General features: G+C 63.2%; 19 protein-coding genes. 5 read left to right on the forward strand and 14 right to left on the reverse strand.

All coding sequences use genetic code 11. The features are described 5' to 3' along the window. Positions 1–748: OmpA family protein (locus tag GXB81_RS06090; protein WP_205988646.1), on the forward strand; the 748-nt coding region annotated here is incomplete at its 5' end. Positions 749–879: 131 nt separating this feature from the next. Here GXB81_RS06090 and tssA read toward each other — a convergent pair. The 9 genes from tssA to GXB81_RS06135 form a co-directional block, all read right to left on the reverse strand. Further along, complete coding sequence (gene tssA / locus GXB81_RS06095; protein WP_205988647.1) at positions 880–2,016, reverse strand: type VI secretion system protein TssA; 1,137 nt, start codon at positions 2,014–2,016, stop codon at positions 880–882. A gap of 1 nt (position 2,017) precedes the next feature. After that, on the reverse strand, positions 2,018–4,687 hold the full coding sequence (gene tssH / locus GXB81_RS06100) for a type VI secretion system ATPase TssH (RefSeq protein ID WP_167039313.1): 2,670 nt from the start codon (positions 4,685–4,687) through the stop codon (positions 2,018–2,020). Positions 4,688–4,718: 31 nt separating this feature from the next. Next, complete coding sequence (tssG, locus tag GXB81_RS06105; protein ID WP_205988648.1) at positions 4,719–5,804, reverse strand: type VI secretion system baseplate subunit TssG; 1,086 nt, start codon at positions 5,802–5,804, stop codon at positions 4,719–4,721. Beyond that, a complete protein-coding gene (gene tssF, locus GXB81_RS06110) occupies positions 5,768–7,606 on the reverse strand; it encodes a type VI secretion system baseplate subunit TssF (protein WP_167039309.1) in 1,839 nt (612 codons plus the stop codon). The genes tssG and tssF overlap by 37 nt, the downstream gene beginning before the upstream one ends. Positions 7,607–7,690: 84 nt before the next feature. After that, positions 7,691–8,170 (reverse strand): type VI secretion system baseplate subunit TssE, encoded by a 480-nt coding sequence (gene tssE / locus GXB81_RS06115; RefSeq protein WP_167039307.1) that lies wholly within the window; start codon positions 8,168–8,170, stop codon positions 7,691–7,693. A 106-nt stretch (positions 8,171–8,276) separates the two neighbouring features. Then, on the reverse strand, positions 8,277–8,780 hold the full coding sequence (locus GXB81_RS06120; protein WP_167039305.1) for a type VI secretion system tube protein Hcp: 504 nt from the start codon (positions 8,778–8,780) through the stop codon (positions 8,277–8,279). A gap of 130 nt (positions 8,781–8,910) precedes the next feature. Further along, positions 8,911–10,404, reverse strand: a complete 1,494-nt coding sequence (tssC, locus tag GXB81_RS06125; protein WP_205988649.1) for a type VI secretion system contractile sheath large subunit — start codon at positions 10,402–10,404, stop codon at positions 8,911–8,913. 18 nt (positions 10,405–10,422) lie between these two features. After that, positions 10,423–10,968, reverse strand: coding sequence for a type VI secretion system contractile sheath small subunit (gene tssB, locus GXB81_RS06130; RefSeq protein ID WP_205988650.1), 546 nt, complete (start codon positions 10,966–10,968; stop codon positions 10,423–10,425). Between the two features lie 58 nt (positions 10,969–11,026). Further along, the gene (locus GXB81_RS06135) at positions 11,027–11,710 is read right to left on the reverse strand and encodes a hypothetical protein (RefSeq protein WP_167039299.1); all 684 of its coding nucleotides are present in this window, start codon (positions 11,708–11,710) and stop codon (positions 11,027–11,029) included. A 360-nt stretch (positions 11,711–12,070) separates the two neighbouring features. On the opposite strand from GXB81_RS06135, the gene tssJ reads away from it, so the two are divergent. The 3 genes from tssJ (at position 12,071) to GXB81_RS06150 (ending at position 14,901) form a co-directional block, all read left to right on the forward strand. Beyond that, on the forward strand, positions 12,071–12,685 hold the full coding sequence (gene tssJ / locus GXB81_RS06140) for a type VI secretion system lipoprotein TssJ (protein ID WP_167283604.1): 615 nt from the start codon (positions 12,071–12,073) through the stop codon (positions 12,683–12,685). Positions 12,686–12,775: 90 nt separating this feature from the next. After that, entirely contained in the window at positions 12,776–14,122 is a 1,347-nt protein-coding gene (gene tssK, locus GXB81_RS06145; RefSeq protein ID WP_167283605.1) for a type VI secretion system baseplate subunit TssK, read from the forward strand. Continuing rightward, positions 14,119–14,901 (forward strand): DotU family type IV/VI secretion system protein, encoded by a 783-nt coding sequence (locus GXB81_RS06150; protein ID WP_167039294.1) that lies wholly within the window; start codon positions 14,119–14,121, stop codon positions 14,899–14,901. The genes tssK and GXB81_RS06150 overlap by 4 nt, the downstream gene beginning before the upstream one ends. 134 nt (positions 14,902–15,035) lie before the next feature. Here the strand turns inward: GXB81_RS06150 and GXB81_RS06155 are convergent, their stop codons facing one another. The 5 genes from GXB81_RS06155 to GXB81_RS06175 all read right to left on the reverse strand — a co-directional run bounded on the left by GXB81_RS06155 (position 15,036) and on the right by GXB81_RS06175 (position 19,956). Continuing rightward, positions 15,036–15,455 carry a hemerythrin domain-containing protein gene (locus tag GXB81_RS06155; protein ID WP_240158804.1) on the reverse strand — a complete coding sequence of 140 codons (420 nt, stop codon included), beginning with the start codon at positions 15,453–15,455 and terminating at the stop codon, positions 15,036–15,038. Between the two features lie 174 nt (positions 15,456–15,629). Continuing rightward, a complete protein-coding gene (locus tag GXB81_RS06160) occupies positions 15,630–17,009 on the reverse strand; it encodes an MFS transporter (RefSeq protein ID WP_167039290.1) in 1,380 nt (459 codons plus the stop codon). Between the two features lie 66 nt (positions 17,010–17,075). Continuing rightward, positions 17,076–18,068, reverse strand: coding sequence for an ABC transporter substrate-binding protein (locus GXB81_RS06165; protein WP_167039288.1), 993 nt, complete (start codon positions 18,066–18,068; stop codon positions 17,076–17,078). Between the two features lie 27 nt (positions 18,069–18,095). After that, a complete protein-coding gene (locus GXB81_RS06170) occupies positions 18,096–19,118 on the reverse strand; it encodes a 2Fe-2S iron-sulfur cluster-binding protein (RefSeq protein ID WP_345891007.1) in 1,023 nt (340 codons plus the stop codon). 31 nt (positions 19,119–19,149) lie between these two features. Then, positions 19,150–19,956: an IclR family transcriptional regulator gene (locus GXB81_RS06175; protein ID WP_167039284.1), complete on the reverse strand. Its 807-nt coding sequence runs from the start codon at positions 19,954–19,956 to the stop codon at positions 19,150–19,152. 322 nt (positions 19,957–20,278) lie between these two features. Here GXB81_RS06175 and GXB81_RS06180 point away from each other — a divergent pair, with 322 nt between their 5' ends. Further along, positions 20,279–21,322 carry an ABC transporter substrate-binding protein gene (locus tag GXB81_RS06180; protein WP_205988651.1) on the forward strand — a complete coding sequence of 348 codons (1,044 nt, stop codon included), beginning with the start codon at positions 20,279–20,281 and terminating at the stop codon, positions 21,320–21,322. The last annotated feature ends 1 nt before the right edge of the window (position 21,323 follow it).

Genomic DNA, 21,323 nt, shown 5'->3' on the forward strand with positions numbered 1-21,323 from the left:
TGCGTCGTTGCCCCGCGCGGGCGCCACCTCGACGCCGGCGCCCGTCAATGCCACGCCGGGTCAGGTCGTGGCGGGCGGCAAGGTGCCCGACGAAGCCACGCACGCGGCCGTGCTCGCGCGTCTGCGCGAGACCTACGGCGCGGCCAACGTGGTCGATCAGATCGAAGTGGGCGACGTCGCCACGCCGCCGAACTGGTCGGCCAACGTGCAGAAGCTGCTCAGCCCGCAACTCAAGCAGATCCACAAAGGACAGCTGAAGATCGACGGCACGCAGATCGACGTGCGCGGCGAGGTCGGCAACGAGGCCATGCGCCAGCAGATCGCGAGCGACATGGCTACCGCGCTCAATCCGACTTACACGATTCGCAACGGACTGCACGTGAGCGCTTCCGAGCAGGGCCTGCTCGACCAGACGCTCGCGAACCGCACGATCGAGTTCGAAACGGGCAGCGCGACGCTCACGCCGCAAGGCCGCGCGATTCTCGACCAGATGGCGGCCGTGCTTGCGAAGCTGAATACGCGCACGGTGGACATCATCGGGCACACGGACAACGCCGGCAATCGCACGTCGAACATTGCGTTGAGCCAGGCGCGCGCCGATGCGGTGAAGGGCTATCTCGTGACGAAGGGCATTTCGCCGCAACAGATGACGACGACGGGCGTAGGCCCCGACCAGCCGATCGCGTCGAACGATACGAGCGACGGACGCGCGCGCAACCGGCGCATCGAGTTCCGCGTGGGGCTGTGAGCACGGTCCGCGCGGGAGCGGGCGCCTTATCGGCCTGTTGCGCGCGGTTTGCGTGACTTGCGTGGTTTGCTCGGCGTGGGCACGCCGAGCGCAAGCGATACCGAGGCCGCACGTCTCATCGATAAACGCGCCTAGCCCGCATCGTCCGTCTTCACGCCCAGCATCTCGCGAATATGCGCGAGCGTGCCGTCGTCCTTCACCACCGTCGAGAGCCACTGATGCAGCGGCATTTCCGCCCACTCGGCGGCTTTGTCCGCGAGATAGGCGGCGGGGCTGTGCGGCTCGGTCTCGCGAAAGAAAACGGCGACCGCGCGCAATTGCGCAACGGCCTCGGCGCGGCTCTGGATGCCCGCGTGCGTGCGGACCGGCATTCGAATCGGATTCGCCATGGTGTCCTCGACCGGCAAAGGTGTCCTGAAGCTCGGCTCCGCGCGCTCGTTCGCCGCGGATACGCCGGCGTGCGGCACGGCCTGCCCTTGTTCCTGTTCTTGCTGCTGCTCGGCCTCGTGCGGATTCACGCCCACGTCGCGCGCAAACCGCTCCGCGAGTCGATAAACGCTCTCGCAGGCGTCGCGCGCCTGGCGGAAACTGGGCGCGGCATCCCCGGCGCGCGAGTCGAGCGCCTGGTCGAGCGCCGCGAGCGCGCCCTCGAAGGCCTTCAGTTGCGCGAGCAGCGTGCGATAGAACGCGGCCGGCGTGGCACGCTTCGAGGCGTCGATCTGCTCCACCGACGGCTTGCCGCGCGCGATGTCGTCTGCGTGATCGGGATCGCGCTTGACCGCCTGCGCGACGTGCATCGCGACATCCCAGTCGAGCGCGCTGAACGCGACGCCCGATTGCGTCAGCGGCACCGAGCGCAGCAACTCCGCCGAGCGACCCGCCAGCCATGCGACGTTGCCGAGGCGATACTCGGTGTCGTCGCCTTCGGGCAGCGGATGCACCTGCTCCCAATACCGTTCGACGAGTCCGGTCAGCAGCGTGTAGCCCTGCGCGAGTCCCGGCACGCCGTCCTGAATCGCCAGCGCCTCGGTCAGCCACACGGCGAGGCGCAGGTCCTTCGTCTGCGTGCCCAGCAGGGCCGTGCAACGCTCGACGACGAAGGGCCAGTCGGCTTCCTTGATGTCGGTGATCCATTCGCCCTGATCGAGCGAGGCGTCGTCGAAACGGCGCGCATGCTGGATCGCATCGAAGTCCGACGAAAACAGCAGATCGTCGCCGCATGGCGACGCTTCGTTGATGGGCGCGAGCAGCGCGGTCATATCCGTCATGTCATTCCACCGTGTACTCGAACTCGCCAGCCTCGTCCGCGCGCACGCTCACGCGCGCGAGCGACGTGCCCTGCGCGATACGCTCCAGGATCTGCTGCGCGAGTTCCGGCAGGAGCGTGCCGTTCAGAATGTGATCGACGTTGCGCGCGCCCGAGTCGACCTCGGTGCAACGCGCGAGCACGGCGTCGACGAGCGACTCGTCCCATTCGAACGTGGCGCCGTGGTTCGCTTCGATACGGCGGCGAATGCGCTCCAGCTTCAGCTCGATGATCTCCGCCAGCACGTCGTCGGAAATCGGGTAATACGGCACGACCTTCATGCGGCCGAGGAAGGCCGGCTTGAAGGTCTTGTACAACTGCGGGCGCAACAGCTCGGCAAGCGCCTGCGCATCCGGCAGTTCTTCGGCGGACTTGTTCAGGCACGCCTGCATGACGGCGGTCGAACCCACGTTCGACGTGAGGATGATGAGCGTATTGCGGAAGTCGATCGCGCGGCCTTCGGCGTCGTCCATCGTGCCTTTGTCGAAGACCTGGAAGAACATTTCCAGCACGTCGGGATGGGCCTTTTCCACTTCGTCGAGCAGCACGACCGAATACGGATTGCGGCGCACGGCCTCGGTCAGCACACCGCCCTCGCCATAACCGACGTAGCCGGGCGGCGAGCCTTTCAGACCCGACACGCTATGCGCTTCCTGATACTCGCTCATGTTGATCGTGACGAGCTTGCGCTCGCCGCCGTAGAGAATGTCGGCAAGCGCGAGCGCCGTCTCGGTCTTGCCCACGCCGGACGGCCCCACGAACATGAAGACGCCGCGCGGCTTGTTCGGGTCTTCGAGATTCGCGCCCGCCGTGCGCACACGCTGCGCAATCGCTTCGAGCGCATGGTCCTGCCCGATGACGCGCGCGGCCAGCAGCGAATCGAGCTTCAGAACGGTATCGATCTCGTCTTTCACCATGCGGCCGAGCGGAATGCCGGTCCAGGACGCGACGATTTCGGCCACCACGTGCGCATCGACCTGCAACGGGACCATCGGCGCCTCGGACTGCAAGGCGTGCAGGCGCTCGATCAGCGGCGGCAGCGCCTCGCGCGCCGCATCGGCTGCCTGCATTCGTTCGGATGACGTATTGTCCTCGCGCGCCGCGTCGATCTGGCCGCGCAGTTCCGTGATCCGCGCCACGAGTTCGCGCTCCTCGACATGGCGCACCTCGTTGTCGGCCAGTTCGCGGGCGGCGGCATCGCGCTGCTCACGCAGCGCGGCGAGCCGCTCATCGTGCGCGGCGCCGTGCACGGTCTCCCGTTCGAGCGAGGCGATCTCCGCCTCGATGCGCTCGATGTGCTTCTTACCGTCGTCGATCGCGCCCGGCGTCGCGCCCTGCGCGAGCGCCACCTTGGCGCAGGCGGTATCGAGCACGCTCACGGCCTTGTCGGGCAATTGCCGCGCGCTGATGTAGCGATGCGACAGCCGCACGGCCTCGGTAATCGCCTCGTCGAGAATGCGCACGTGGAAGTGGCGCTCCATGAGATTCACCATGCCGCGCAGCATGGCGGCCGCGAGCGTTTCGTCGGGCTCCTCGATCTTCACCACCTGGAAGCGCCGCGCGAGCGCCGCGTCTTTCTCGAAGTAGCGCTTGTATTCGCTCCATGTCGTCGCGGCAATCGTGCGCAACTCGCCGCGCGCGAGCGCGGGCTTGAGCAGGTTCGCCGCGTCGTTCTGGCCCGCCTGCCCGCCCGCGCCGATGATCGTGTGCGCCTCGTCGATGAACAGCACGATCGGCTGCGGGCTTTTCTTCACTTCGTCGATCACGCTCTTCAGGCGGTTCTCGAACTCGCCCTTCACGCTCGCGCCGGCCTGCAGCAGCCCCATGTCCAGCACGCGCAACGCCACGCCGCGCAGCGGCTCCGGCACGTCGCCCGCGGCGATGCGCAGCGCGAGCCCTTCCACGACCGCCGTCTTGCCGACACCCGGCTCGCCCGTCAGGATCGGATTGTTCTGGCGGCGGCGCATCAGGATGTCGATCGCCTGGCGAATCTCCGCTTCGCGGCCGATCACGGGGTCGACATGGCCGTCGCGCGCGCGCTGGGTCAGGTCGGTCGTATACGTGTCGAGCGCGGGCGTTTTCGACGGCGCGCCGGGTGCATCGTGCGCGACGGGCCCGGCGCCGGCATCGGCCTCGCTCGCGGACTCGCGCGGCGCGGCCTCGACCGATCCTTGCGTGACCTCGTCGAAGCGATGCTTGAGTTCCGCGACGGGCACGTCCGCGAAACGCGCCGACATGCGCTGCGCGAACTGCGCGAGATCAGGCGCGCTCAACAACGCGAGCAGCAGATGGCCGGAACGGATGCGCCCGATCTGCGAGTCGAGCGAGGCGATCAGCCAAGCCTGCTCGAACAGTGCAATCAGATGCGGCGAGAAGACCGGCGTACGTGTATTGCCGGTCTTGAACCGCTGCAATTCGCGTTCGAGATCCGCGCGCAACGCATGCGCGTCGACACGCGCCGTGCGCAGCACGCACGCGAGATCGCTCGCGGGCTCTTCGAGCAGCGCGAGCAGCAGATGCTCCAGATCGACTTCATAGTGCCCGCGCGACAGACACACGCTCGCGGCGCGCTCCGCGGCGAGCCGGCATGTCGTGTTCAGCTTGGCGATCAGGGTTTTAAGGGGCGTGCTCATGATGTGCGGTCCGGCCTCGGGGCTCTTGTGTTCAATGGATGACGTGCAGTTCGTAGCGTGCGTCGCGGCGATCGCGGTCGGCTTCGTGCGTGCAAAGAAAGGCGTCCCAGCCGAGCCGCGCACCGGCGCCGAGATGGCTAGGCCCCACGTCTTCGCGGCGCAGCACGAGCAGCACCTCGTATTCGAGCGTCACGCGCGCGAGCAGCGTGAGCATGCGTTCGAGCGCGACCGCGTGTTCGGCGCCCGGCAGGAAGGCCTCGTAATCGGCCTTCGACAGCGGCCCGATGACGAGACGCGCGCGCATGTCGCGTTGCCAGACGCGCTGGCCCGCGAGCGCCGTTGCGCCGAGCATCGCGTTGCGCTGGCCGAGCATGGAAAGCTGGTCGGGCGGCACGTCATACCACTTGCCGACGAACTGCTCGACGCGCACGGGCACGCCGAAATAGTCGGAGAGCGTATGGCGCAGATACGCGGCGGAAACCGGCTGATGACGCGCGGCCACCGCATGGCCCGCTATCGCCTCGTCGAACAGCGCGCCCGTGCCGTCCTGCAGACTCGCACGCGGCCCGTCGTTGGCGACACCCGCCAGCGCGAGCAGGAGCGGCAGGTAGCGCTCGTCGCGGTCGAGTTCGTAATGGAACGGCAGGCGGTATTTCTTCCACGCCGAATAGAACAGCGCCGTGGCGCGATTCGAGAACACGTCGAAGAATTCGCGCGCGGCGCGGTCGCGCCGCAATTGCTCGCGCGCGACGATCTGCTCGGTATAGTGCAGCGGCAGCGCGCCTTGACCGCCGAGCAGTCCGAAGAACGCGGGCGTGAGATCCACGCGTTCGAGTTCGCCGGCATCGAGCGCGTCCGCCCGCTCGCGCGCGTCGGCCAGCGGCGCGCCGGCCGCGTCGTACGACACGGCGTCCGCGATTTCGCTGGGCGGAAACGCGAGCGACAGCGTGTTGCGAAAGCCGATGCGCTGAGGGAGCACGTCGCGCTGCCGTGCGTCGCTGTTCTCGACGAACCAGCGTTCGAGCAGGCGCACCGCCTGGAAAAACGCAAAGCGGTGCGGCTCGTCGAGCAGGCGCCCGATTACGCCAGAATCGATTCGCCGCTGCGGGGACTGCATCGCATGATCTCCTCGCCGGTGCGTCGCGACACGACGACCAGTTGTACGAAGCTGTTGATATGCACGTAAAGCCCGAAGAATACGTCGATCACGCGCACGAACGTTCCGAGGCTCGTGCCGACGAAGTGGTCTTCGTCGACGGTGAGCCGTATCTCAAGGCCGCGCACGAAGGTCGCGAACGGCTTGCCGGGCAGCCATTGCACCGCCGCGCGCTGCTCGACGTCGACGATGCCGTCGATATGCCGCGCCGACACCGCCGTGCGGCGCAGGTCGTAGAGCGCGAGCATTTCCTTGAGCGTGGTGGCGCCCTGACTCGCGAGCGAGACGTGGTTCAGCGCGAGATGCGAAATGAGCCGCCAGTGCGCAGCCTGGCGGCGCTCGAAACGCACGCACGGCGTCGGCCGCATCAGCAGCGAGATGCTGCTCGTGATCGTGCCGCCTTCCAGAAACAGGTCGCCCCCTTCGATCCCGGTCGCGAGGCTCGTGGGCAGATCTCGGTTGGTACAGGTCAGTTCGAGGCTCAATGTTTCGTTCTGCTGCTCGGCCATGTCGAAGTCGATATCGACAATCGAAATTTCGGTTTCGTAGCCCGGGCTCTTTTGCGCGACCCACTCGTCGCGCCGCGCAAACCAGTAGTGGCCGGCGCGCATCGTCTCGCCATGACGCAGCGAATAAAACGGCCGGAACTCGATGACCGATTCCTCGTGCGCGCGCTGCCGCACCAGCTGCACGGAGTCGATCGAATAGACTTCGTAGGCGAATGCGCGCCGCCCCTCTGCCACGACCGGATACGATGCCGCCTGATGATCGAGGCGGATCGGCTCGCCGTGCTGCTTGAAGAGGTTCACCACGGGCGTGCAGAAGAGCCGCAGATGATGCGCCGCGAGCGTGTCCAGCAGCCGCGCGACATGCGAGTCGCCGCGCACTTCCTTGAGCACGATGTGAAGCGTGAGCCGCTGGCAGCGGCCCGCCGCCGCGGTCATCACGGCGAGGTCGAAGTCGACGAAGTCGAACTTGTCGGGAAACGCAAAATATTCGGTGAGGAGCCGATAGGCCGGATGCGATTTCGCCGGATAGTCGATCAGCGCGTCGGCCTCGTCGAAACCGACTTGCGCGAACGGCAGCGCGGAAAGCGCGCGCCAGCGGCCGTTGCGTTCGGGTTCCGCGTAGGCGGCGATCGCATGCACGAACAGGCAGTCGCCGAGCGCCGCGATGAACGACTGCTCGCCATGCAGGTAAGTGCGCAGCGCACCGCTCTTCCACGCGGAGAGATCGAATTGCGGCGAAGTGGATTCGAACGTGATCGACAACACGCCCGTCGCGTTCGGCGGCAGAACGGTCGCGCTCGGCGCAGTTGCCGCCGGCACGTAACGCGCCTCGGAAATGCGGATCGGCGCGAGCGTCACGTCGTAGGCGGTGCGAAAGCGGCATTGCACGCCGCGGATCGGCCGCGACTTGAGTTCCGTGCCGCGCTCGATCACGGCCGGCTCGGTGAGGTTGCCGAACGAGCCCGCGACGCCGAGCTGCGCGATCGAGCACGCCGGAAACGGACGCAGATAATGCGGGTACAGAACTTCGAGCAGCGCCTCGGTGAACTCGGGATAATCGTCGTCGAGACGCTTGTTGATGCGAGCGCCGAGCAGCGCGAACGATTCGATCATCCGTTCGACGTGCGGGTCCTCGCAGTGCTCCCCCGTCATCGCAAGGCGGGCCGCGATCTTCGGATAGCGCTGTGCGAATTCGCGCGAATAACGCCGCAGGAACGACAGTTCGCGTTCGTAATACGGCAACAGCTCTTCCATCTATGACTCTCCCGCCCCCGAAACTTCCCCGAAACTTCCTTTACGTCCTGTTATCTCGCGCGATGCGGCCCATGGCCGCCGGCGTCAGGACTTCGCGCGTGCGCGCGTGACCGAATACTGCAGCGTCGAGGGCTGCAGCAGCGCGTCGAAATTCACCGGCTCCTGCGCCGGATGCACCACCAGCATCGCCTGAATCCCGAAGTACAGCGCGTTGGTCGAGCGCTCGTTCAGTTCAAGCGTCACCGACACGCGTTGCAGGCGCGGTTCGTGGCGCTCGATCGCCTGCTGGATCGACTTGCAGATGAAGGCCCGATCGTAATGGCTCGCGAGACTGAGCCCCGCGAAGTCGTTCAGCCCGTAAGTCAGGATCGAACGGCGGCACTCGGGCAACATCGCGAGGTCGGACTCCGTAAACACGATGCGCGAGTTCAGGATCGACTCCAGATCGCGCGCAACGGTCCCCTTGAGTTCTTCGATCGACAACTGCCGCACCGCCGCCGGTGCCGGCGAGTGCGGATCATCGTCGAAGAGCTTGTCGAGCAAACCTGGCTCGAAACGCTTCATCGGTTCAAGTAATGTCAGTCAGCAATAGGGCGCAGGCACAAACGCAGGCAGGCGGCCCGCGCCAATGCGCACCGCCCTCGCCTGCCCTGCGTGACGCCGGCTTGCGTCAGACCGCGTAGGTCTTGTCGTTCTTCGTGAGGCTCCATGCGCCTTGCGCATTGCCGCCCTGGTTGCCGCCGATCTTCTGCTGCGTGTACTTCCACTGCACGGCCGCATACTTGAGCGAGAACTGCTCCGTGGGCAGCCCTTCGCCGATGACTTCCGGCGTGATGCTGGAGATGATCACGTACTTGAGTTTGATTTCGAGGTACTTGATGCGGTTGCCCTCGCCGTCCGAGCGCATGAAGTCGATCGTCACTTCGTCGAAGGTCGTGCCGCCCGACGCGTGCTGATAAATCAGCGGGCTGACCACGTCGATGTCCTTCGTGAAGCGCATGTCGGAGTGCTCGCAACGCTCGGCGGTGTGGCCGCCCGCCGTCGAGGCCGTTGCCGAACGCGGTTGCAGGATCGAGTGACTCCACGAATCGATCTCGATCCAGCCTGCGTGGTCCTTATCCTGCGACTCGCCCTTGATCGCGGGATTTCCGAATTTTAGATAGATATCCTTCATAATTCCTCGACTCCCCAGAAAGGTGGTTTGCGGTAGTTTTTACGTGCCCCGGGCTTGATGCCCCGGGTCACGTGTCGGAGTGAGCCGCCGGACGACGGTCCACTCATCCCGGTTCAGCCCGTTCGCGCCATTACGAATTGGCCGGTTTCGGTAGATCCGCCACGAGCCGCAGCGAAATCGACAGCTCGTCGAGCTGGAAATGCGGCCGCAGGAAAGCGACCGACCGGTACGAGCCCGGCTTGCCCGGAATCTCGCTGACCTGAATCGATGCCTCGCGCAACGGAAACTGCGCCTTCTGCTCCTGCGAGGCGTTGTCGTCGAGCAGGACGTACTGCGAAATCCAGCGATTCAGGAATACTTCGACGTTTTGCGCGGACGCGAAGCTACCGATCTTGTCGCGCATCATCGCCTTCAGATAGTGCGCAACGCGCGACACCGAGAAGATGTACTGCAACTGCGCGGACAGCACGGCATTCGCGTTCGCGTTGTCGGTACTGTATTTCTTCGGCTTCTGCACCGATTGCGCGGCAAAGAACGCCGCGTAGTCCGAGTTCTTGCAATGGACGAGCGGAATGAAGCCGAGGTCGCTCAGTTCCTTTTCGCGCCGGTCGGTGATGGCGATTTCGGTCGGGCATTTCAGCGCGATTTCGCCGTCGTCGGTCTTGAACGTATGCGTCGGCAGGTCTTCGACGAGACCGCCGCCTTCCACGCCGCGAATCGCCGCGCACCAGCCGAAGTCGTCGAACGCCGCCGTCAGGCGTGCCGCGAAGGCCCATGCCGCGTTACACCAGAGGTATTTGGCGTGATCGGTGCCGTCGACGTCTTCGACGAAATTGAAGCCTTCCGCCGTCGCGCCGTCTTTCGGATTGAACGGCAGGCGGCCGAGAAAGCGCGGCAACGTGAGGCCCACGTAGCGCGAATCCTCCGCGTCGCGGAACGACTTCCACTTCGTGTATTCGACGGTGTCGAACACCTTGCCGAGATCGCGCGGCTTGCCAAGGTCGGCGAACGATTCGAGCCCGAGCAGTTCCGGCGAGGCCGACGCGATGAACGGCGCGTGCGCCGCCGCCGCGACGTGCGACATCTGCTCGATGAAATACATGTCTTCCGGCTGGCGCGTCACCTCGTAATCGCCGATCAATGCGCCGAACGGCGCACCGCCGAAGGTGCCGAACTCTTCCTCGTAGATCTTCTTGAAGAGCGCGCTCTGGTCGAATTCGACCGCGGTCTTGAAGTCGCGCACGACGTCGCGCTTCGGCGCATGCAACGCCTTGATCTTGATGGTCGAGCCGGTATTGCTTTCCTTGCACAGATACTCGAGACCGCGCCACGTGCTTTCGAGGCGCTGGAATTCCTGCGCGTGCATCACGGCGCTCAACTGGGTCGAGATCAGGCGGTCGAGTTCGGCCACGCGGGCATCGATGGTCGCCGAGAGATTGTTCGAGACGACCACGGTGCCGTCCAGCACCTGATGCACGAGTTCGCCGATCAGGTCTTTCGCGCGCGCATGCTCGGATTCGGATTTCGCAACCTTGCTCTTCTCGACGATGTCGTCGAGCAGCGAAGACGTGGCCTGGTTTTCTTCCACGGCGGCGGTGCGAACCGCGCCAGTTTGCTGATTCATGTCGATCTCCCCCGGCGCTTATTGATCGCCGCCGTCGCTGGGTTCTTTGCCCGCATCGCTTGCCGCCTCGTTCGCGCCACCCGCGAGCGCCTGCAACTGCTGCGTGTTGGCGAGCACTTCGCTCAGCAGGTCTTCGAGCTTGTCGTTGCCGGCGAGCTTGTTGCGCAGGTCCGCGAGCTTCGAGCGCGCCTCGAGCAGGCGGCGCAGCGGCTCGATCTGCTCGACGACTTCGTCGGGATTGAAATCGGCCATCGAGCGAAAGCGCAGGTCCACGGCGAACTTGCCGCCCGCTTCGCTGAGCCGGTTCTCGACCTGGAACGCGGCGCGCGGCTCGATGCCTTTCATCACGTCGTCGAAATTGTCGCGGTCGATATTGACGAACTTGCGGTCACGCAAACGCGGCTGCTCGACTTCCGACTGCCCCGCGAGATCGCCCATCACGCCGACCACGAACGGCAACTCCTTCACCTCGATCGCATCGCCGAGTTCGACCTCGTAGGTCAGTTGAACGCGCGGCGGCCGCACTTTCTGCAAGCGCTTCTGGATACTTTCTTTCTTTGCCATCGAGGGCTCCCCTGTTCGAGTCGTTCAAGCCTGTTGTCGACCATTCACCGCGAGGCCGTCAGCGCAGCGCGCTGAACGGATCGGCCGCGCCGCTCTTCGCGGCCTTGGCCGCGGGTGCTGCCGGAACGGCTGGGACGGCCGGAGCCGGACCGGCGGGTGCGGACGGCGCGGCCGCCGCTTCGGTCGCCTCGGCGGGCTTCGCCACCGGCTTCTGCACGTGCCGCACGATGCGGCGCTTCCTCGGCGCGGGCTTCTCGGCCGCCTGCTCGGGCGGGAACAGCGAGTCCTCGCCGAGCGTGTCGCGCAACTGCTTCGCGAGCGCCTGCGCATCGGATTTCGCGTCGCCTTGCAGCGAGGCGTCCTGGCGCAGTTCGCCGAGCGATTGGGTGGCGACGCGCAGGCCGGCCACCGCCAGCACGCTCTTCGCGTCGCGGTCGCTCTGGTCGCGCTGCAGCGCTTCCTGCGCGGCGACGATGGCTTGTCCGTAGTGCTGCTGCTGGAACTGGATCTGCGCGATGCGCGACCACGGTTCCTCGCGTGTGGGATCGGCTGCGGCGAGCTTCTGGTACTGCGCGATCGCGTGGTCCTGGTCGCCGCCCTTCGCCGCGGCGTCGGCATCGGCCAACGCCTTGTTGAATGCGTCCGGTGAAGCCGCAAGGTTGTTGTCCTGCGTCGCGCAGCCCGCGATCACCCCGCATGCCAACACCACCCCGAAGAGCCCTGTAATGACCCGGTTTATCATTGTGGTTTCACCAACGTGTAGTTTTTAATTCGATGGAAGGGAAATCAGAGCTTTGCTTTAGCTCCAGTGCGCGGGTATAGTACAGGCCAATTTTTGATAATTCAACTTCTGAATGATCGGTGCACACTCTAATTAGTTTCTTTGAAGCCGGGAGTGTGCAGCGGCAAGAAATTGGCACTGGAAATAATTTCTTTTTCAATCAAATGTATTGATGAGCAAGTCGGCAAAGATTGCCGCATGACATAACCGCGTAATTATTGGCGCAACACGGGGTTAAACGCTTGGTTATGCGGTCGGCATAATCCAGGTCGCAGTTCACCACTCAAGGGGTCCCGGGCATTCGCGCCCGGCGCAATAAAAATGAATGCGCGCGTTATTCGTTTCGCATCGATTCTTCTCGCCAGCATTCAGCTGGCAGGCTGCGCGGCGGCCGTGCCGGCACTCGGCAGCGCAGCGTCGGCAGCCTTGCAGCTCGCGGGCATCGGCAAGCCCGATGTGCCGGACAGCCAGAAACCGCCGCGCAATCTCGGCATCACCCTGCTGGCGGCCCCCAATCTCAACGCGGCGACCGACAACAAGCCGCTCGCGCTGGTGGTGCGGCTCTACGTGCTGAAGGACCCTACGTCATTCCAACAAGCGCCTTTCGATACGTTTACCGACCCGGCGAAGGAAAAGAGCGCGCTGGGTAGCGACCTGCTCGGCGTGCGCGAGGTGACGCTGATCCCGGGGCAGCGATATAACGCCACCGAAAAGGTTTCGCGGGAAGCACAGGCATTCGGGGTTGTCGCGCTATTCCGCGACCCGGCCATGCAGCGCTGGAAATTCGCCTTCGATCCTGCCAAATCCGAGAAATCCGGCATAATGGTCGGCCTGCATAACTGCGCGATGACCGTCACGAACGGCACAGTGATCCCGCCTCAGCAAGGATTACCGTCGCAGCCGCTGAATCTGCTTTCGTCGGTGACTTGCGGGTGAATAACGGGCAAACGGAATATTTAACAATTTCAGTCTCTCAATCGCTGCCGCGAGCGGAATAGGCTGAATCACGCATATAGCCGATTTAACATGAGTTATTCCTCGAAAGTGCTTTGGGGAGAAGGCCTTTTCCTGAGGCCTCAGCACTTCCAGCGGCAGGACGCTTATCACGAAGCGCGCCTGTTCGAATCGATTCAGGCCGTCGCACCGTATAACTGGGGCGTGCGTACGGCACGAATCGATCACGACGCGTTGGGCAGCAACATGCTGCGCCTGAGCGAACTCTCGCTCGTGTTTCCGGACGGCACGCTCTACAGCGCACCGCAGGCCGACGACCTGCCGCCGCCCGTCGCGCTCGACACGCTGCCCGAAGGCATGAACGAATTCACGTTCTACCTGGCGCTGCACCAGTTGCGCGAAACCGGCGCGAACTACGCACCGGACCGCGATGCCGGCTTCGTCGCGCGCTATGTGAGCGAGCAGGCGAGCGTGGCCGATCACTACACCGACGCGGCGCAAGCCGACGTGACGTTCCTGAAGACGAACGTCAAGCTGATCGCGCACAGCGAGCCGCGCGACCAGTTGCTCTCGGTGCCCATCGTGCGCGTGCGGCGCACCGCGACCTCGGGCTTCGAAGTCGACGAGAGCTTCGTGCCGCCGAGTCTCGCCATCGAGGCTTCCCCGCTGCTGCACCAGCGGCTGCGCCGCCTCATCGACGCGCTGCAGGCCAAGGTCAATGCGCTCTATGGCTTTCATCGCGAGCCGACCAAGAACATCATCGAGTTCCGTTCGGGCGACATCGCTTCGTTCTGGCTGCTGCATACGGCAAGCGGCGCGTTCGCCACGCTCGCGCATCTGTATCAGCATGCGACGCTGCATCCCGAGCGGCTCTTTCACGAACTGCTGCGCCTCGCCGGCCAGCTCATGACGTTCTCCAAGGGCTACGCGCTCGCCGATCTGCCCGCGTATCGCCACGACGATCCCGGCCCCGGCTTCGCGCGCCTCGATACGATTCTGCGCGATCTGCTCGAAACGGTTATCTCGACGCAGTACTTCGCGATCGCGCTCGAAGAAGTGCGCCCCTCGTTCCATATCGGCCGCCTGGACTCGGGCAAGATCGACGACAAGACCACGTTCTATCTCGCCGTGTCGGCCGACATGCCCGCGGTCGATCTCGTCGAGGCCGTACCGGCACGCTTCAAGGTCGGCGCCCCCGACGACGTCGACAAACTCGTGCTCTCGGCCATGCCGGGCGTGCGGCTCGTCTACACCCCACAGGTTCCGCCCGCCATTCCGGTGCGGCCCGGCGCGTGCTATTTCGCGCTGGAAGCACGCAGCGCGCTCTTCGAGCGCATGGTGCAGTCGCAGTCGGCCATGGTCTATGCGCCTTCGGGCATTAACGATCTCAAACTCGAACTGATCGCGGTGACGTCATGAGCAACGCCCCTTCTCTTTTCGGCAGCGCGGCGCCGGCCGTGAATCACCCTGCTCCTCACGCCGAGCCGGCTTACCAGGTGCGCTCGCTGCTCGATTTGCTGTACGACGGCTTCTTCATGCTGTTCCTGCTGAAGAACGGCCGTGAACCGGGTGACGCTCCCGAATTCGGCGCGCGCGTGCAGCAGTTTCTCGGCGACTTCGAGCGCGGCGCGAAGAAGCTGAACGTCGCGGCCGAAGACGTGTACGCGGCAAAGTTTGCGTTCTGTGCCGCCCTCGATGAATCGGTGCTTGCGTCGTCGTTCCGCATTCGTACCGAATGGGAACGGCGTCCGTTGCAGCTTGCGCTGTTCGGCGAGCAGCTCGCGGGCGAGAAGTTCTTCCAGTATCTCGAGGAGTGCCGCGCGCAAGGCGCACCGCGGCTACAGTCGCTCGAGGTTTTTCATATGTGCCTGCTGCTCGGCTTCCAGGGCAAGTACATTCTGGAAGGACCGGAAAAGCTGGCCTATCTCACGGCACGACTCGGCGACGAGATCGCTCACATCAAGGGCAAGCGCGCGCCTTTCGCGCCGCATTGGCCGCTGCCCGATCAGGTCGCGCACCGCCTCAAGCGCGAAGTGCCGCTCTGGTCGATCGGCACCGTATTCGCACTGGCGGGCCTGCTTGCCTGGCTCGGCCTCAGCACCTGGCTGCGCGATAACACGGTGCATATGCTCGCCCCGTATACGCAGCTCATCAAGCTCGGGCCGCAGTCGGCCAATCTGACGATCTCGCTGCCTTGAATGCATGCCTGCATGCAGGCATGCGGCCGGGGCGGATCAGCTCTGGTTGCACATGCAACGCATGATTGCGGCGGCGGCGTTTCATATTCCGACGATCGCCGCGCCGCTCCATTTCATTTCTTTGGTCTTGCAGACTAGATAGTCCGCCGCAGCACAACAGGCTTTCCACCCATTGTCTGTTTCGTCATCCACGCTGCCAGCGCGGAATCCAGATAGTCCGCATGGCCGGGAAACCAGCCAAACAGGTGCATACCCAGATCACGCACGACCTCGGCGTTGGCCTGCCCCGCCGCAACGGCCGCCTTGACCTCGCCCACCGATTTCAAAACGGCCGCATGCTCTTCGATATGGCAATCGCGCGGCGGAAAATTCGTCGTGCGCATCCATTCGTCTTCCTGCTCGAAATGACTGACGGCGTGCTTCTCGAAGTCCTCGATCGCGGCGAGCGCCGTGGTATCGGTACAGGTCACGAGCCGTAGCGCGACCGCATAGAATTCCTCGTGCACATCGTCCATCGGCGTGAAGCCCAGCAGCCGTGCATCCGACCAGACCATGCTGGTATCACTCTGCCGCACCGGTACTTCGATGTCTGCCGTTGCGGATGCGTGCGTCAAATCTTTTGTGTTCATCAATTTCTCTCAAAGCAACGCCATCGACACTAGAACAAAAATGAAGGCGATAGAAAACACCCTCACAGACCCGTCAAACGCGCTTCTATAGCCACTCGCCTATATGAGGCGAGTCAGACTGACGCACGCGGCAACCGCCGCGAAACTCGCACCCGTGATCAACGCAACCACGCCTGCATGATGAGGCTCGATCAGCAATATAAACGCTGTCAGCACGGCACCGAACGTTTGTCCGAGCACGCGCGCCACGCTAATCATGCCGCTGGCATTGCCGGTGCGTCCCGGCGGCGCAAGGGCGAGAAGCGACCGGTTATTCGGCGGCTGGAACAGCCCGAAGCCGATCCCGCACACCGCCATGCGCCAACCGATATCGAACGAAGCGGGATGTGCGGGCAATAGCGCGAGCAGCGACAGGCCTGTTGCAAGAATAGCCAGCCCGACGCCGCCGAGCGCCCCCGCATTGATGCGATTCGACAATGAACCGGCCAGAGGTGCGATACAAAGGACCGCAATCGGCCACGGTGTAATGAGCGCGCCGGTTTCCATCGCACTGCGTCCGAGCGCATCCTGCAGCATGAACGGCAGCGATACGAACGCGAGCATTTGCGCGGTGAACGAACAGACGGATGTCAGGACGGCCAGCAGAAATGCCGGCTTAAGCAGCAGGTCGACCGGCAGGAGCGGCTTGGCTCGATGCCGCTCGCGACGCACCAGCAACCACGCACAGATTGCAGCCGCGGATAGCTGGATGACGATGCTTGCGTTGATACCGTTGCTGTGGCCCATCCGGTCGACGCCGATCACGAGCAGCCCGAACATCGCCGCATTCAGCAGTGCGCTGAAATAATCATAGGATGCTTTCGAGACCTGCGGACGCGGCAGCGCCTTGAATCCGACGAAGAACGTGACAATGCCGAGCGGCACGTTGATCGCAAACAGCCACGGCCATGTAGCAATGGAGAGGATCGCCGCCGCGATGGTCGGCCCGGCGGCGGTCGAAATGGACACGACCGATGCATGAATACTGACGCCGCGCCCGAGCAGCCGCGATGGATAAATCATTTTGATGATGGCGGTGTTGACGCTGCCAATGCCGGCGGCGCCTAGCCCCTGCAAGACACGCGAAATAATCAGCATGTCGAGCGATTGCGACATCGCGCACATCAGCGATGCGAACGTGAAGAGTACGAGCCCGGCTATGTAGATGCGCGCATAGCCGACCCGATCACCCAGTGACGACAGCGGCAACAACGTCATGATGATCGAAAGCTGGTAAGCATTGACGATCCACACCGAATCCGACGGGCTGATATTCAATGTCTTGGTGATGGTGGGCAACGCTATGTTGGCAATCACGCTATCGAGCATACTGAGCGCAGTCGCAAGCGATATTGCCAGTACACCGAATATCAGCTTGCTGCCGCTCAGCCCGTCTTCCTTCGTTGCCAAACCGCCCTGCTCTATTGCGATCTGTTGCATGATGATATTTTGACGCGATCCAAAACAGCAACGCCGGGGATTCCCCCAGCGTTGCCTGATGACCGATTAAATGCTGAAGCTTTCGAGGCTCGCCGGATGGAAGAGATCCTTCGCTTCCAGCAGGCGGCTCGACAGCCCTTCCGCGTGATGCTGCGCGAGGAACCGGTTGAGCGTATGTTCGTTCGCGGCGAAACCGTACGGCCAGAAATCCTCGCCCATCAATTCGCGCGCGGCGCGAAGCTGGGTATCGACAAACGGCAGCGTCACCTTCGTCGCAGACGTATCGGTCAGACGGTGCAGCGCGATCGCTTTCGATTTCTCGAAGGCTTTCATCACCGACATCGGCAGCCACGGATGCTGCTCAACGAGCGTGCGCCGGATGCCGAGCGTGTGCATGATCGGGAACAGCTTCGTTTTGCGATACCACGCCGCGGCTTCCGCCTGCGGATCATCGAACAGGTACTTCACGTTCGGAGAACCGCGATCGAAACACGACGGTGCGCGCGGGCCGATCAGCGCATCGATTTCTCCGGCTTCGAGCATGCCGGAAATCGTTTTGCCTTCGGGTGCGTTCACCAGTTCCACATCCTTCGGCAGATTCAGGCTGATCTTTTCGACGCGCGTCGGGTCTTCATAACCGCCGCGTACCCACGTGACGTCCGACGCCTTGATGCCGTACTCCTCTTCGAGGAACAGGCGCACCCACACGTTTGCCGTCAACTGGTATTCCGGCACGCCGATGCGCTTGCCCTTCAGATCTTCCGGCTTGCGAATGCCCGCGTTCGCGTTCACATACACCGACGTATGGCGAAACGCGCGCGACGGAAATACCGGAATGGCAACGTAAGCCGACGTACCCGCGGCCGTCTTGACCGAATAGCTGCTCAACGACAGTTCGCAGATGTCGTAGTCCGCATGACGCAGCGCGCGAAAGAAGATTTCTTCCGGTTCCTGCAACATGAACGTCGGATCGACGCCCTCGATCTGCACTTCACCATCGACCAGGGGGCGCATACGGTCGTAGGGACCGACCGCAACTGAAAGCTGCAACTTGCTCACACCGTCTCCTTTATGGACTGAAGAAAATTAATAGAACTGATCGAAATGCACCTGCCCAAACGGCACCTTGCGTGCCAGCAGCATTTTCTGGATCGCCTGCCCCATCGCAGGCGGACCCGCAAAATAGATTTCCATCTCGCGCAGGCCGTCACCGAACATCGACTCGGCCAGCTCATGCACAAAGCCGGTATGGCCGTCCCACTGCTCGCCGCCCGCATCCGAAACGGCCGCGTCGAAATGAAGGTGCTTGCCGAAATTTTCGAGTACTTCGAGCATGTCGCGTCCGCACACGTCGCGTGGCGTACGGCCGCCGTACAGGAAGTGCAGTTTGACGCCCTGCATGTCCGGGTCTGCCGCAACGCCGCGCGCGATGGAAATCATCGGGGCAAGGCCCGAACCGCCCGCAAGACACAGAATGTCGCGCTTCACGTCCCGGCGCAGATAGGCCATGCCGTAGGGACCGTCGATCTCGATCTGTTCGCCCTTCGCCAGCATGTCGAACAGCGCGTTGCTGCCCTGGCCGTTCGGTACGCGGCGCACCTGAAAATCGAGCACCTTGGCATTCGGGCCTTGCACGATGTTGCTCATCGAATAGGCCCGCTGCCCGTTGACGCCGGGTAGCGTGAGCAATGCGTATTGCCCCGGCTCGAAGCGCATCTCGTCCGCAAGCTCGAAACGGAATTCGCCGATATCGTGCGTGACCGGACGGCACGACGTGAACGTGCCCGTGACGCGTTTCGGTTGATGAATAGGCGCGTAGTGCTGACTCGGGCGCATCTTGATCGTGCAATCGCCGCGCGGCATGCTCTGGCAGCCGAGATAACGACGGCGTTCGCGATCCTTCGCGGTCCACCCCGGTGCCTCGGGCCACCGGGCGTCGACGTCGCCTTCGATCAGTTCGAATTTGCAATTGCCGCACGCGCCTACGTTGCACTCGTACGGGAACGCGATGTCATTACGCAGGGCCGCTCGCAACAGCACGTCATCGCTACCGCATTCGAAAGACTGCTCCGTGCCCGCGAGTGTGATGCGATGTTTATGGTTATTCACAAGTGTCTCTTCCATGTCCTGATGGGCTATCTCAAGGGTGATAGCCGAGAGTTGCGGAAATGCCTTCGGCGGCGGCGATCAAATGCGGCACCGCCGCGCGCAGCGCCTTCTTCGTGAGACGTTGTACGGGGCCGCCGAAGCCGATCGCCGCAACGACATGGCCCGTCGTGTCACGCACGGGCGCAGCAATACCGCGCATGCCTACTTCAGACTCCTCATCATCGATCGCATAACCCTCTCGACGCACGTCCTCGAGCGTTTTCAGAAACACCTGCGTATCCGTGTTCGTCTTGGGCGTGCGGGCAACGAGTCCTTGCTTGAGCGCACGCGAAACGACGTCCGGCGTGCTGGAGGCGAGCAGTACATGCCCTTCCGCGGTATAGCAGGCGGGTTTGCGCACGCCGATATACGAGCGCATGCGGATCGCCTGTTCGCTTTCGAGGTTGAACATGTAAACGACGCTCGTGTCGTCGAGAATCGCGAGTTGTACGGTTTCGTCCGTCTGTTTGCGCAACACGTGCAGGAACGGCAGCGCCTGTTTCGTTACGTCGAAGCGTCGGCGCACGAGCGCGCCGAGCGTGAACAACTGGACGCCGAGCCGATAACGGCCGTTATCCGGGTTCTGTTCCAGCAATCCCTCGGCAAGCAGCGCAGCGCACAGACGATGCACCGTGCTCTTTGCGACACCCATGCGCTTCGACAATGCGCTGATGCCCAGTTCGGGCTCCTCTTCCGAAAAGATCTTGAGTAGCCGCAATGCCGCCGTTACCGACGACAGCCTGCGCGGGCCATCCTGTTCCACCTCTGCTTCTTCTATTCCCGTTTCATTGTTCCGCATGATCTTCGCGTCCAATTTATCAATCCTCGTTCAATTTAGCGCCCCCTGGTCACGGAACGCAATCTTCTATTTATAGCCACGACCACGCATGTTCCGGTGCCCGCCTCTCTCGACACATGCGGACTAACCCCAGGTCTCTTTCGTTTACCTTGACTTTCTCATCTGTTCAAAGGGAAACTTCAATCGTTCCATTATAACATACATAGTTCCACATATAAGAACCATTTTTTGTGTTGCAGCGAAGGGAGCACCACTTGCGCCGGAGATCGAAACTGAGGTAGTCCACCCGAGCGCCGCAAAGATCAAATCAAGGAGACAGGCAGTGAAAGGCATCAGGATGATGGGCGCGGCGCTGGCCATGTGTTTCATGCTGGGCCCGGCCGCGGCAGTGGCTGCGGGCTTGCAGACCGTTCATGTGGGCATTGCGGATGCAAGCAGTGATGTCGTGTTCTTCATTGCCGACAAGAAAGGCTATTTCCGCGCCGAAGGCATCGACGCGAAATTCATTCCGTTCGATTCCGGCGCGAAAATGGTTGCGCCGCTCGGCTCCGGGCAACTGGAAGTCGCGGGCGGTTCGCCGTCCGCGGGGCTCTATAACGCCGTCATGCGCGGCATCGGCATCAAGGTCGTGGCGGACAAGGGATCGACGCCGTCGGGCTACGGTTATCAGCCGTTGCTCGTGCGCACGGATCTCGTCAGGAGCGGTCGTTACAAAACGCTTGCAGACCTGAAAGGCATGAAGATTGCCGGCAGTGCAACCGGCAGCGCTTCTACGTCCACGATGAACGAAGCGCTCAAGAAAGCCGGCCTCAAGCCGAGCGACGTCGAGCGCGTCTATCTGGGCTTTCCGCAGCACGTGATGGCGCTCGAAAACAAGGCCGTTGATGCATCGTTGACAACCGAGCCTTCCGCGACTCAAGCGGTTCGCAGCGGTGCCGCGATCCGCGTGATGGGCGACGACCAGATTTACCTGAATCATCAGCTCGCCGTCCTGCTCTATTCGGACACCTTCATCCATGCGCATCCGGACACGGCAAGAGCATTCATGCGCGCCTATCTGCGCGCCGCGCGCGATTACAACGATGCGCTCAAGGACGGCAGGATCGCCGGCCCGAACGCGGACGAGGTGATTTCGATTCTGACTCAGTACACGTCGATCAAGGATGCCTCGCTCTATCGCGAGATCGTTCCTCAAGGTACGAATCCCGACGGCAAGCTCAACATCGCGAGTCTCGAGAATGATCTGGCGTACTTCAAGAGTCACGGCGACGTGAAGGGCAATGTCACCGTTGCCCAGGTTGTCGATACGTCGTTTGCGGAAGCCGCAGACACAGCGCTGGGCCCGTACCGGCCGCGCGCGAAATAAC

It is taken from the genome of Paraburkholderia sp. Ac-20336, assembly GCF_017105025.1.
GTDB lineage: Bacteria > Pseudomonadota > Gammaproteobacteria > Burkholderiales > Burkholderiaceae > Paraburkholderia.

What these genes read in the sequence shown, in the direction of transcription:
- tssA (WP_205988647.1), bottom strand. Translation starts at nt 2,016, where the DNA reads ATGACGGATATGACCGCGCTGCTCGCGCCCATCAACGAAGCGTCGCCA.
- tssH (WP_167039313.1), bottom strand. Translation starts at nt 4,687, where the DNA reads ATGAGCACGCCCCTTAAAACCCTGATCGCCAAGCTGAACACGACATGC.
- tssG (WP_205988648.1), bottom strand. Translation starts at nt 5,804, where the DNA reads ATGCAGTCCCCGCAGCGGCGAATCGATTCTGGCGTAATCGGGCGCCTG.
- tssF (WP_167039309.1), bottom strand. Translation starts at nt 7,606, where the DNA reads ATGGAAGAGCTGTTGCCGTATTACGAACGCGAACTGTCGTTCCTGCGG.
- tssE (WP_167039307.1), bottom strand. Translation starts at nt 8,170, where the DNA reads ATGAAGCGTTTCGAGCCAGGTTTGCTCGACAAGCTCTTCGACGATGAT.
- GXB81_RS06120 (WP_167039305.1), bottom strand. Translation starts at nt 8,780, where the DNA reads ATGAAGGATATCTATCTAAAATTCGGAAATCCCGCGATCAAGGGCGAG.
- tssC (WP_205988649.1), bottom strand. Translation starts at nt 10,404, where the DNA reads ATGAATCAGCAAACTGGCGCGGTTCGCACCGCCGCCGTGGAAGAAAAC.
- tssB (WP_205988650.1), bottom strand. Translation starts at nt 10,968, where the DNA reads ATGGCAAAGAAAGAAAGTATCCAGAAGCGCTTGCAGAAAGTGCGGCCG.
- GXB81_RS06135 (WP_167039299.1), bottom strand. Translation starts at nt 11,710, where the DNA reads ATGATAAACCGGGTCATTACAGGGCTCTTCGGGGTGGTGTTGGCATGC.
- tssJ (WP_167283604.1), top strand. Translation starts at nt 12,071, where the DNA reads ATGAATGCGCGCGTTATTCGTTTCGCATCGATTCTTCTCGCCAGCATT.
- tssK (WP_167283605.1), top strand. Translation starts at nt 12,776, where the DNA reads ATGAGTTATTCCTCGAAAGTGCTTTGGGGAGAAGGCCTTTTCCTGAGG.
- GXB81_RS06150 (WP_167039294.1), top strand. Translation starts at nt 14,119, where the DNA reads ATGAGCAACGCCCCTTCTCTTTTCGGCAGCGCGGCGCCGGCCGTGAAT.
- GXB81_RS06155 (WP_240158804.1), bottom strand. Translation starts at nt 15,455, where the DNA reads ATGGTCTGGTCGGATGCACGGCTGCTGGGCTTCACGCCGATGGACGAT.
- GXB81_RS06160 (WP_167039290.1), bottom strand. Translation starts at nt 17,009, where the DNA reads ATGCAACAGATCGCAATAGAGCAGGGCGGTTTGGCAACGAAGGAAGAC.
- GXB81_RS06175 (WP_167039284.1), bottom strand. Translation starts at nt 19,956, where the DNA reads ATGCGGAACAATGAAACGGGAATAGAAGAAGCAGAGGTGGAACAGGAT.